Genomic DNA, 12,575 nt, shown 5'->3' with positions numbered 1-12,575 from the left:
AAAATGTACAGAAATTAATCCTCGTGCATAATCAAAACAGGGACAGGAACTTGCTTTGAAATCTTTTTGGTAAAGCTGGAATCAAATAAGCTTTCAAAGAAAGAACGTTTATGTGTAATCATGGCTAAAACATCGATATCTTTATAAAGCACAAAATCCAGAATTGTTTCTTTTACTTCATCGCCTGGCAAAACCAGGAACTCCACATTTTCACCTGCAAACTCTCTCTCCCATTCTTTAACGGTACTTTCAGAGACATCAGAGTCAGAGGTTTTAACGTAGAGGCTTTTTACTTTGGCATTGGTTTTTTTAGCGATATTTAATACTTTCCTCAATTCTTTTTTATCTTTTTCACGATAACGGGTGGTAAATCCGATTACTTTGATTTTTTTAAATTTAGCATCAGCGGGAACGCATAAAACAGGCACTTCTACCCCGGAAATTACGGAACTGGTATTCGATCCAAGGAAAAACTTGGTCCAGTCAGAAACACCGGTTGTTCCCATAATTACAAAATCAATTTTATCTTCTTCAACGGCATTTTTTAAATTGTAAAGTAAATCTCCGTCCATCAGACGATGTTTTATGACGATATTTTCTAAATTCCGTTCCATGGCGATGGTTCTTAGTTTTGGTATTTCATCTTTGAACATCTCAAATTTCGCCAATTCAATTGAACTGTAAATCGAAGCATAATTTTCCGGAAAGAACTGGCTGTCATAAACCGGAATCTCAAAGGTGTGCAGCAAAATAAGTTCGGCGTTGACAATTTTAGCAAATTCCAAAGCATGAACAAAGGCATTCGTTGCGGCTTCGGAAAAATCGGTTGGAAATAATATCTTTTTCATTTTGTTTCAGTTTTATAAGTTGTTCTCTCAAATTTAATCATTCTAAAATCAAACTAACCTGACAATTATCAGTAATTTAACATTTAATATTTTAATTCAAAAAGGATTTCAAATGCAAAAAACCAGTTTGTAAATACAACAAAGCACACCAACCAGGAGTTCGTAATTTCGAGCCTTTTTTTATACCTTTGCCTCATGATAAATCAAGATTCTATAGTTGCTCTGGCCACACCTTCGGGAGCCGGTGCCATTGCCATCATTCGAATTTCAGGCTCCGATGCGATTAGTATCGGAAACGCTGTTTTTAAATCTGTTAAAGACAAAGATTTAACGAAGCAGAAAACTCATACACTGCATTTAGGCCATATCGTTGACGGCACTAAAACGCTTGATGAAGTTTTGATTTCTGTATTTAAAGGGCCTAACTCTTATACAGGCGAAAATACCGTAGAAATCTCCTGTCACGGATCCACTTATATCCAACAGCAAATTATTCAGCTGTTATTGAGAAAAGGCTGCCGAATGGCTGATGCCGGAGAATTTACCCTGAGAGCGTTCCTAAACGGAAAACTGGATCTGTCTCAGGCGGAAGCTGTTGCCGATTTAATTTCATCAGACAATGAAGCTTCTCACCAGATTGCCATGCAGCAAATGCGTGGCGGCTTTAGTAATGAAATTGCAAAACTAAGAGAAGAACTTTTGAATTTCGCTTCCCTAATTGAACTGGAACTGGATTTTGCGGAGGAAGATGTAGAATTTGCCGACAGAAGTCAGTTTCATGAACTGCTAAACCGAATTGAATTTGTCCTGAAACGTTTAATTGATTCGTTTGCGGTTGGTAACGTTATTAAAAACGGAATTCCGGTCGCAATCGTAGGAGAACCGAATGTCGGAAAATCGACTTTACTTAATGCTTTACTTAATGAAGAACGCGCTATTGTATCTGATATTGCGGGAACTACACGTGATACAATAGAAGATGAATTAGTCATTGGCGGAATCGGTTTCAGGTTTATCGATACAGCCGGAATTAGGGAAACAAAGGATATTGTAGAAAGCATCGGAATTAAAAAGACTTTCGAAAAAATAGAACAGGCACAGGTAGTGATTTATCTATTTGATGGTTTGAAGTTTCAGGTTTCGAGTTCTGAATTTGTTTCTGAAATTGAACAAATTAAGAATAAATATCCTTTAAAACCTTTGTTAATTGTTGTTAATAAAAAAGATATTTTATCTGTTGATGAAGTTTCAAATATTACAGATAAACTGGAGAATTTAAATGCAAAACTTTTACTGATATCAGCCAAAGAGAAAATTGGTGTTGAGGATTTGAAAAATGAATTGCTTTCTTTTGTAAATACTGGAGCTCTTCGAAATAATGAAACAATTGTTACAAATACAAGACATTATGATTCGCTACTAAAAGCATTAGATGAAATACAAAAAGTAAAGTTTGGTCTTGAAACGAATCTATCGAGCGACCTTATGGCTCTTGATATTCGCGAAGCTTTATACCAATTTGGACTTATTACCGGCCAGGTTTCCAATGATGAATTACTGGGGAATATCTTTGCTAATTTCTGTATTGGAAAATAGAATTTAGACATCCAAAAGGCCTTAATAAATCATACTTTAATGCTTTTCTCTATATTATTTTTTTAGGTATAAATCTATAAGCAGAGCTATAATTAAGCAAAGAGAAAAAAAATAATATTATTATAGAATAGAAGTTTTTTTTTATCATCTTTGGCTTATATATACTTAGTTGTTAATAACAGTATTACTAACATTTATAATATTCCAGATATATAAAATTTACTTTAAAATGACGCAAACAGACCAAAAAAACAATGAATTTATATTAGTTAATCTAAATTCACTAATCGTTGTTTTGAAGAGGGAATATAAAATAATTTTAGCATTTACAGCCCTATTTCCAATTATTGGGCTTTTTTATATCTTAAGTATTCCCAACGAATATACTGCTACCAGTAAAATAATGCCTGAAGTTTCCTATAAAGCACCAAATGGGATGGCTGGAATCTATCAATTATTAAAAAAATATAATAGCAATATTGATCTGTACAATACCGAGATAACCAGCCCGGATCTTTACGCCGAAATACTTCACACAAATGACTTTTACCAATATGTCTTAAGCAGGAAGGTAAAAACAAAAAACAATAGAGAAATAAGTTTAAAATCGTATTGCGATGACAATTTGGGAAATAATAACCTTTTTCTTCAAAAAAGAATTGCGGTAAGTACTAATAAAAAGAATAATATTACTTTAGTCACAGTAAACATGCCGGACCCTTCGGTTGCAGCGGATATGGCCAACTTTACAACAACATACCTAATCAATTACATCACAAGATATCGTACTGAAAAAGCCCGGAAAAAATTACATTTTATTGAAAATTTGCAAAAAGAATTTTCTACAGATTCAACAAAAAGCAAAGATTTGACAAAGGAAATTCAGGATAATCTGCAAGCCTCAACTATACAAATGAAACTACAAATACAAGAGGACACACCAATTTTTCAAATATTAGAGAAAGCGCAACCTCCTCTAAACAGCAACAAACCTTCAATACCAGAAATTCTTGCCTTATTTGTTGCCGGTTTCCTGATTGGAATTATTATCGCTTTTTTAAGGAATCATAATTACAAAATACTCCTTACTTCAAATTAAATCATTACCAAAAGTGAAAAGATAAATTAGAATCTTTTCCAGGGGTTTATACCTTCTTTAAGTAATTGTTTGTATAGTAATTTTGCGTAATAAAGTTCAATAATTACACTAACGGTAACAATTAGTACCAGAAAAGGATTACTCCATTTGTAATAAAAGGGATGAAGAAAAAACTGCAGGATAAAGAAAAAATTACCGATTATCATGCTCGCAATGATTATAAACGACTGACCTTGTGAATTTTTTCTCTGAAGAAACATAGCCAACATACATACGGGAGTAATCAAAAGTATCATCCATGCTAAAAAAACAGGTATTTCTGCAGAAGGAAATTGACTTAAATACTGAGAAAAAAAATTATACCCCAGAAAATTAAATAAAAAACCAATCAAAAAAGCAAATCCACTTATCAAATACCACTGTCTCTTTTCTAAGCCGTAAAAGGCATTAAAAGAACTGTACCCGTATTTAAAATACGTATAGACAATACCCAGGTCACAGAAAAACCAGAGTGCATTTGTAACCTGCGCATATACATTGAACGGAAAGCAGAAAGAGAAAACAAATTCCCATCCTAAATTAAAAGCAAGTGGTATGAGAGGGATGCCATAGGTTTTATCCTTTACTCCCCTGTAAGCGATAAGCATATAGGCAAAAATCCAGCACAATACACCCGATAATCCTAGCAATGCATTAATATATTTCATTTTATTGCTTTTACCTTTAAAAAATTCATTGCATTCAACAAAGTAGGCACATTAAATAAAAAAATTGAAACGATCAATAGTATTCCATTTTGATGATTTTTAAAAGTAAGAAATACCAAAAGTGCAAGAGGAAGAATTGTGATATAAAAATCAAAAAATAAACTTCTCGCCCTCTGACTCTGCAGAGGTTTAAAAAAATAAAAATTCATTTTAAACATGATTTTAAAAACAAGGAGCAGCAAAACATACATTAAAATCGGAAACACAAAAATTTGCCAGTCTATTGCCCACATAAATATTATGAACGCTATAATTTCCACAAACAAAACAAATCCCTGAAATAAACTTTTTGACAATTGAGGCGTGCTGTTTACAAAAGTAGAAACACCTGCTTTTATATCATTATCACAATCATCATATTGATGAATAATTAACGAACGCATCCCGAACGAAAATGTCATCCAAAGACTTCCGCTAATTATCAATACTAAATGATTGCCGATGTCCCCGTTGTATAAAAAAGAAAAAATAAAAAGAGTGGGGAAAAACTGAGATCCCAATCCGTCAAAAATAACACCAAGGTATGTTTTTTCCTTTAACCGAAATTGTTTGGCAGAATACATATAAAAACAAAACCAGCTTAACCAGTAAAAAACCAAAGCATAAAAATTAGGAAACAGGAAAACAGAGTATATAATTCCGGTAAAAAAAGCACTTCCTAAAACTATATACTTATAATTCTGGCTAAGATTAATCATTTTATTTTCTTTTCCGGCTATAAGATCATCTTCCTGATCATAATAATTATTAATTAAGCTGGCAAATACAGCAATAGTTATTATTCCCAGTATAAGAAATAAGACCAGAAAAATTTCCTGACCGAAATCATTTATATTCTCTTTTATAAAATACAAATAAATCAACACCAGGAAAGGTGGTAATTTAAACCACCAGGTGCCTATTCTAATATGTTTAAAAAAAGTCATTAATTCTTAGGAGTAAATTGGATATTTCTGGAAATTTCTTTATGAACCCCCTTTGTAAGTGCTTTAAGGAACAATTGCGGTTCTTTAACACTATCAATAAAAAGTTCCTTAAGTTCTAAGCCAAAATTACCTTTCAACAGCAACATGTACGATATTAAAATTTTATTTTGAAAAACTTTCAGATTGATCATCTTACGTTCCTGATTGTCCAGATACGAACTAAAGTTATAAAGAATCAGATCTAAATCTTCAATATGTAATTTTCTGAATGCAACTCCTTTTCGACCATCACTGATATTGCTGGCATCCCTGTTTTTTTTCCAAAAAACTTCTTTAGTAAAACCAACACGGCAGTTTAGATTTTTAAAAATTATTTCAAGTTGTAATACCCAGTCATCCCCTATATTCACTTTAGAATTCCACCCAAAAGGTATCGAGGATTTTTTCAAGATTAAGCCAGAGCTTGGAGCAATAGAATCAATTAATAAAACTTTTCTAAATTCTCTGTAATCAAAAACATAACAACCTATATTGGGAATACTTTTATTTTTCAGAAAAGCGGTAAAAACGTTTGCATGGTATTTTTCGATAGTATTATGCTCCCAATTTGAAAAAAAAAAGTCTAAATTATTTTCCAGCATATAGGCAACACTTTTCTCGAGATATTGATCCTGCCAGATATCATCCGAATCAAGAGGAGCGATAATTTCTCCTTTGGCATACCTCAGACCTACATTTCTTGTATCAGCCTGCCCCGTATGTTCCTTTTCAATAAACAGAATCTTATCCCCATAACCTGAAACTAAATCTTTTGTATCGTCGGTTGAACCATCATCGACTATAATAATTTCAATGTTTTTATAGGTTTGGCTTAAAACTGCCGTAATGGTGGCTTGTAAAGAATAAGAACGGTTATAAGTAGGAATAATAACCGAAACAAGAGGAGAATAACTAGTATTGATCAATGGTTAAATGTTTTTTTGTTTGGAAATGCCTTTGGTTTACGGAAAGCAAATCTAATCAATTATTTAGATATCCAAATAAAAATTAATTTTATGTAGAATTAGCTTCTAAACTTTGAGATTGCATCACCCATTTCATCTTTACCGCCTGCTTATAAATTGGTTTTTATCATTAAACTTTTCGATCCTTAAAAACAAAATAGACCTGCAGCAATTGCTTACTGCAGGTCTAAAAACATTAATAATCAACCAGGGCAGCACCTTTATCTGCCTTTCTTAGTACTTGTAGAATCTGTGTTTATATTGGTAGTTCCTTTTTGCTGTGTTCCGGCAGATCCTGAACCGGTTGAACCTTCTCCGGTCGCACCTGTAGTTCCCGCTCCGTTTACAGTTGTTGTATCTGAATTGGGTCCAATGGTATCGATAATGGTTTCTGTAGAATCGGTACTTGTTGCATAAGGATCTTCTGTAACAGGCTGATTTTTTTTACAGGATAGTGCGGTTCCCAAAACAATAAGAAGCAATGTGGTTTTAATTAGCGTTTTCATAATTTCTTTTTTAAGTTAGGTTACTATCAAAGATACAGCTGCAGCTGTCCAAAAAGTTATATAATTTTAGTTCAATATTTACAATTTTAAAAACATAACTATCTACATATCAACACTAAAACTCTTAATATTTCAAATATTCAAGCATCGCAGGGAATACTACTGCCATATCATTTTTACAGTGCTTCCTCCGGGAATTTTATAAGAAACCAGTTCAGCTGTTTTTTCAATAGGAAGAATTTTATTTTTTTGTACGGAAACTTCCATTTTTAAAGTTATTTTTTTCGGAATTAAAATTCTTAGATTGCACTCAAAACCATCAGTTCCTAAAACAGTAAAAGTTAGGGTCTGTTTTGATTTTCTGACGTTCGTTACAGGGTAATCGGAGAATAATAAAAATTCTTCCTTTTTAATCTTATGATATTGCCTTGTCAATACTCCAAAACCTACTCCTGCGCCATAGACCTCCTGCCCTACCTGACCGCTTTTTTCCCATCCGCTGTATAAGTCTTCGAGCGGAATCCAAAGATCTTTTACAATTTCACCCGTTTTTACCTCATCAGATATCATTTCCTGAGATAACTTTGTCGGATAATAATAAGGAAACCGGCTTATGGCATATTTTAAAAATTCCGGTATTAAAATTTTTAAAGAGAGCAGCACATCTGTTGATTCCGACTGTATCAGGTATTCCGAAAGCCCTGCGTAGACTTCCATTTCTTCATATGCAGCCGTGTAGGGAGCGTCATTGAGGGGAAATACAGAAAAATAATTGGGATAATTTTTACCATATCCGTATTGGCAGTCCCAAATCTGCATGTTTTTAAAAAGACAGGCAAGACAGGCATAACTCAAATCAAGATACTCTTGTTTATTGGTAATTTTATGCAATTCTAACAGCGCTCCGGCGGCAAAAGCTGTATTATTGGCCTGATACAGAATATCAAAACCACAGCCAACAAGCTTTTTTACTGCTTTTTCAGCTTCACGCAGATAACGTTTGTCCTCTGTCAGTCGAAATAACAGCAGCATTAAATGTGCATAAGATCCCGGTACATCTTTTTCACCGCCCTTTCCCGGTACGGTTTCTTTTTTGACGATCTCCAGGGTATCCATTTTATAAAATACCGGCCATTGATAATCAAAATGATGAGCCACTTTTATGGCAAAATCTATGGATTTCAAAAGAAGTTCCTCTGCCTTTTTTTCGCCATTCAGTGCAAGTCTTGCAAGATTCATAAGCGGATGGTGCAGGTACCACGAATCCATAACCATTTCCTTCTTTTGCTCCTCCGATTTATCAAGCTGCTCCACAAGTTCCGGAAGCCAGCGGTTGATGGTTTTGATCTTAGGATCGTAAAAAGAATCTATTGCATTCAGCAGATCAGGGTAAACAGGAGGCGTTTCTCCATACCAGTCTTTCAATTCATTGAGAGGCATCAGTACTGCCAGCTGTACCATAACTTCTGCAGGGGTATCATAGTCGCATAAGTACGCATTCAGGTATGACATGCCTTTCGTCTGCGTCCAGCATCCTTTACTTTGGTGCAGATCCGTAAGACAGTTTTGTGTAATCTCAGGCCAGTGATGATAAATAATTTCCGGATGAGGAAGTACCTTATAAACCTGAGCCAGATTATTTAAAAATTGCTGCGTTTCGGTTATTTCGTTATCAATAATTGTATCGGAAAACAACACATAGGCATCAGAGATAATATAAGCTTTATCTGAAGGCAGGGGTTTTTCGTTAGTCACAGGAAGCTGAAAACCGATCTCCGGCCACGTTCCGCCAACTGTTTCAGCCAGGGAAGTCTGCGTGACTTCACAATACGGACTAATGGACGTAAGGTTCTGAAAATAGAAAACAGAACCGGTTTTGGGTTTGGTCACACTTGCAAAAAGGATTCCTGATCTCGAACCCGTCTGATTCATGTGTATTTTTCCATTGGTGTTTTCTACATCTCCCTGTTGTGTCACGGCAATAATATCGCGTGGCCAAAAAGGAATTAAAAGCGGCATCGCTGCCGTAAAGGAGGTTGTATAATGTAATAAGGGCGCTTCACTATCAGGAAAAGTAACACAGACCTCGTATTTCCCCAGCCTCGTTTCTAAATTGATCACCAGCAATTCTCCGTCGTCCAGTAAATTGGTCACCTCAAAATAGCTGTTCATCCCGAATGCCGCCCGAAAAGCCATTTTACCACGGTCAGGCCAATGGGCAACAATCCATATCGAATCACCGGTATTAAAAGCCTGAAAAGTATACTCTTTACATTTCTTTTCCCAAATTACGGTGTTGTTTTCCAGATCGGCATGCACAGTAGCAGCCCAGGGCGAAATAGTATGCATAAGTTAGTTGTTTTAATAAATTACTATAAATTTTAGATATCTGTGATTGTCTGAATTATATTATTCCGGCTAAAGGGGATTTTACCTTTGAAAACAATTTAATAATAAGTCCCTTTAGACGGTTCTGATAGTCTTCGATGAGCCAGTCCTTATAATTTTTGCTGGCATGGTCAAGGCATTTTACATATTCTTTTACCCTCCACTGTATCTCTGGCTGTAATGCTTCGGCAAGGGCGATGGCTTCCGATAGTGTTTCAGCATTATCCATACACATTTTTGCCTGTTGTCTTATGGATTCCTGTATGACTGTTTTAGGTTTCTTCTCCGTATCTATAACTTCCTGATAGGTTGCTTCAACATCAAAAGCCATTTCAAGTGTATTCGGAAATTTAGCGCGTAATTCAGGTGACATAGCATGAGACTGAACAGACGAATTTCCAACGGCATGATATTGCAGCTGTTTGGCAAATGCATCCGGTTTTTCAAAAACAAATTGCCAGTCTATTGGTGTTTCCCATTCTCCAAAACGCTGAATATTATTTCCGAGATCTGTAATTCCAAAGGTTTTCTTTAACGGAAGCCTGCGCGCACCACGGCCAATCATCTGGTGATACAGCGTGATGGATGTCGTAGCCCTGTTGAGTATTACATGCTGAACGGTTGGCTCATCGAAACCTGTAGTGAGAATTGAAACTGAAGTAAGTACCGCATCTTTTGTTTTCTTAAACCACTTAAGGATTTCCTTCCGCTCCACGTCAGTTGTTTTGTTATCCAGATGCCGGATCGGAATCCCGGCTGCCTCAAAAGTTTCCATTACTTTTAATGAGGTTGCGATTCCATTATTAAAAATGAGTGTCTTTTTTCCAAAGGCATTTTCTCTGTAGGCCTTTAGCAATAATTCCTGCATGGCAGGTGAGCTGTACAGTGCATTCGATGAACTTACCGTAAAATCACCATGTATTCCTGTTTTTAATGAATTGATCTCGACCTCAGCAACAAAAGAATGCGGTTCTGCGAGAAAACCTTCGTGGATCAGCGAACCAATACTTTCACCTGTAATAAGCGTATCATAGTGCTGTTTCATGGGTTTGGAAATATCAGAACTGAATGGTGTGGCGGTCACACCTATGACAATCGCTTTTTTAAAACTTCCCAATAGCTTCCGGAAAGAATTATGATGTGCCTCATCAATAATGACAAGACCTACATCGCGGGGATTTATTCTTTTTGATTTTATCCTGTTGCGAAGTGTTTCAACCATTGCAACATAACATTCATAATCCGGTTTAAAATTGCCGCTTGTACTGGTAATGGTCGCATTTTGTACTCCGAGCTTTTTTAATACACCCGAAGTCTGGGTACATAATTCCTTGCGATGAGTTAGAATTACTACGGTTTTGCCATATTGCTCTATAAATCTTCTGGCTATTTCTGAAAAGACAACCGTTTTACCTCCGCCCGTAGGCAACTGGTATAAAAGCTTACTTTTGGAGTTTTGTTCTACTTTTTCAAAAATGCAGTCAATATCTCTTTCCTGATACGTATAAATAGAGGTATACGTTTGTGGATTGTTTTTCATTTGTGCTTTGATTTATATAGTGATTTGGACAAACACCTTTAATTAATTGATTTTTTTATTTTACTGCTCTGCCAGTACGAGTTGCGATTCCATAAATTTTCCCGTCACGATAGTCCCTTCCTCATCCTCCCATTGGGTAATTATATTTTCTATGAATTCAGGCTCAAATCCAATAATTTTCATGACCTGATTGCCAAATTCCTGCTGGACATACTGACCTTTCTTAAACATATGATTTTAGTTTTAGGGTTATTAATTGGTATTACTTCGTATCGTTGCTGACAATACTTTTTCATAATACTAAATTAGAATAACCTATATGCCAACACTTTATATGATTCCATTCTGTTTTTTATATTATATTAAGTCGTTTTAATTGTTTTCCGCCTTCATTGAATGTGAAAGTAAGGCCATTAAAATTTGTATGGATGAAAATATTATAATCCTTATAAAATATTCTATAAGAAAATAATTGTATAAAATAGCTTTCTTTATAGTATTACATTTTGCCCGGAAGAATTTCAATAGTTATTCTTCCTGAAGGCAATCGGTTATTGTACGAACAAAATCTCTTAACACTATGAGTGACATTGCCCGCAGGTTTCCCGAAAATCCACTTCTGATGCCAAAGGATCTGCAATCCAGCAGTACGGAACTTCAGATTATCAGTCTTTTAAATCCGGGCGTATTTCGCTTCGAAGGTAAAATATGGCTTTTGGTGCGAGTTGCAGAATCTATCGCACAAAAAGAAGGTGTAATTTTCTTTCCGGTAGTTAACGCATTGGGCAAAATAGAAATTATCGAAATTCCGCTTAATGATCCCGATCTGGTTGCCAATGATGCACGGGTGATTCAATATAAAGGCCTGGACTATTTAACGACACTTTCGCATTTGCGTCTGCTCTCCAGCGATGACGGAATTCATTTTTCTGAACCAAAGGAACATTCCCTTTTAATGGGCGACGGCAGACTTGAGCAATTTGGGATTGAAGACGCCAGGGTCAGTCAATTAGACGACACGTATTATATCACGTATACCGCCGTGTCAACAAGCGGTGTGGGTGTAGGTTTACGCACCACCAAAGACTGGAAAAACTTTGATAACAAGCAAATGATTTTCCCTCCTCATAATAAGGACTGCGCCATTTTTGAAGAACTTATCAATGGAAAATACTACGCCCTGCACCGACCGTCGAGTCCACAGATCGGAGGCAATTTTATCTGGCTGGCAGAATCCCCGGACGGTATTCACTGGGGCAATCACCAATTTCTGGTCGGAACACGCCAGGGTTTATGGGACAGTGCCAGAGTTGGCGCCGGTGCAGCACCCATTAAAACAGAAAAAGGATGGCTCGAAATATACCACGGTGCCAATGCCGAACATCAGTATTGTCTTGGTGCTTTTTTAATGGATCTCGAAGATCCTTCAAAAATACTGGGCCGGACACTTGAGCCGATAATGGTACCCACAGAAAATTATGAGCTTAGCGGCTTTTTTGGCTTTGTGGTTTTTACCAACGGACATGTAGTAGACGGAGATCAGCTTACCATTTATTACGGCGCAGCCGATGAATTTGTATGCGGTGCCCATTTCTCCCTTACAGAGATTTTAGCCGCACTGGAATAATTTTAAAAAAAATACAACTAAAAATTGAAATCATGGAAACAGCACCTTATAATCCAAGTGAAATTCATGTTGACCTTTGGGCTTCTTATTGGAATTTAACGACCGAACAACTGCAATGCGTCATCGTTAGAATTGGCAGTACTGACTTTTTAAAAATTCAGCATTACATTCAGGCTAAACTCACGAGAAATTGAATCGGTATTTTCCAATTATTTGAAATGTAAAAGCAATAAAAAAATCTGCAGTTGATGTAGATTTTTTTATTGCTTAACTT

At 35.8% G+C, this 12,575-nt stretch carries 12 protein-coding genes; 4 read left to right on the top strand and 8 right to left on the bottom strand.

Annotation, left to right across the window (positions count from 1 at the left end):
• Positions 1–14: 14 nt before the first annotated feature.
• Entirely contained in the window at positions 15–848 is an 834-nt protein-coding gene (locus tag LPB89_RS17870; RefSeq protein ID WP_230703052.1) for a universal stress protein, read from the bottom strand.
• Between the two features lie 195 nt (positions 849–1,043).
• Here LPB89_RS17870 and mnmE point away from each other — a divergent pair, with 195 nt between their 5' ends.
• Entirely contained in the window at positions 1,044–2,444 is a 1,401-nt protein-coding gene (mnmE, locus tag LPB89_RS17865; RefSeq protein WP_230703051.1) for a tRNA uridine-5-carboxymethylaminomethyl(34) synthesis GTPase MnmE, read from the top strand.
• A gap of 229 nt (positions 2,445–2,673) precedes the next feature.
• Positions 2,674–3,543 (top strand): Wzz/FepE/Etk N-terminal domain-containing protein, encoded by an 870-nt coding sequence (locus LPB89_RS17860; RefSeq protein WP_230703050.1) that lies wholly within the window; start codon positions 2,674–2,676, stop codon positions 3,541–3,543.
• Between the two features lie 26 nt (positions 3,544–3,569).
• On the opposite strand, the gene LPB89_RS17855 is transcribed toward LPB89_RS17860, so the two are convergent.
• The 7 genes from LPB89_RS17855 to LPB89_RS17825 all read right to left on the bottom strand — a co-directional run bounded on the left by LPB89_RS17855 (position 3,570) and on the right by LPB89_RS17825 (position 10,905).
• Entirely contained in the window at positions 3,570–4,250 is a 681-nt protein-coding gene (locus tag LPB89_RS17855; protein WP_230703049.1) for a hypothetical protein, read from the bottom strand.
• Complete coding sequence (locus tag LPB89_RS17850) at positions 4,247–5,236, bottom strand: UbiA family prenyltransferase (RefSeq protein WP_230703048.1); 990 nt, start codon at positions 5,234–5,236, stop codon at positions 4,247–4,249. Before LPB89_RS17850 ends, LPB89_RS17855 begins: the two co-directional genes overlap by 4 nt.
• Positions 5,236–6,201: a glycosyltransferase family 2 protein gene (locus tag LPB89_RS17845; protein ID WP_230703047.1), complete on the bottom strand. Its 966-nt coding sequence runs from the start codon at positions 6,199–6,201 to the stop codon at positions 5,236–5,238. Before LPB89_RS17845 ends, LPB89_RS17850 begins: the two co-directional genes overlap by 1 nt.
• Positions 6,202–6,461: 260 nt before the next feature.
• A complete protein-coding gene (locus LPB89_RS17840; RefSeq protein ID WP_230703046.1) occupies positions 6,462–6,746 on the bottom strand; it encodes a hypothetical protein in 285 nt (94 codons plus the stop codon).
• A 159-nt stretch (positions 6,747–6,905) separates the two neighbouring features.
• Positions 6,906–9,095 (bottom strand): hypothetical protein, encoded by a 2,190-nt coding sequence (locus tag LPB89_RS17835; RefSeq protein ID WP_230703045.1) that lies wholly within the window; start codon positions 9,093–9,095, stop codon positions 6,906–6,908.
• Positions 9,096–9,150: 55 nt separating this feature from the next.
• Positions 9,151–10,674, bottom strand: a complete 1,524-nt coding sequence (locus LPB89_RS17830) for a DEAD/DEAH box helicase (protein WP_230703044.1) — start codon at positions 10,672–10,674, stop codon at positions 9,151–9,153.
• A gap of 60 nt (positions 10,675–10,734) precedes the next feature.
• On the bottom strand, positions 10,735–10,905 hold the full coding sequence (locus LPB89_RS17825; RefSeq protein WP_230703043.1) for a hypothetical protein: 171 nt from the start codon (positions 10,903–10,905) through the stop codon (positions 10,735–10,737).
• A gap of 349 nt (positions 10,906–11,254) precedes the next feature.
• Between LPB89_RS17825 and LPB89_RS17820 the strand changes: the two genes are divergently transcribed.
• Together LPB89_RS17820 and LPB89_RS17815 are read left to right on the top strand one after the other, a co-directional pair.
• Positions 11,255–12,301, top strand: a complete 1,047-nt coding sequence (locus tag LPB89_RS17820) for a glycoside hydrolase family 130 protein (RefSeq protein WP_230703042.1) — start codon at positions 11,255–11,257, stop codon at positions 12,299–12,301.
• Positions 12,302–12,333: 32 nt separating this feature from the next.
• A complete protein-coding gene (locus tag LPB89_RS17815; protein WP_230703041.1) occupies positions 12,334–12,495 on the top strand; it encodes a hypothetical protein in 162 nt (53 codons plus the stop codon).
• Positions 12,496–12,575: the final 80 nt, after the last annotated feature.

The organism is Flavobacterium sp. ENC (genome assembly GCF_020991415.1).
Taxonomy (GTDB): domain Bacteria; phylum Bacteroidota; class Bacteroidia; order Flavobacteriales; family Flavobacteriaceae; genus Flavobacterium.
The sequence above is the reverse complement of the archived record's forward strand: the minus strand, read 5'-3'. Positions and strand labels throughout refer to the sequence as shown.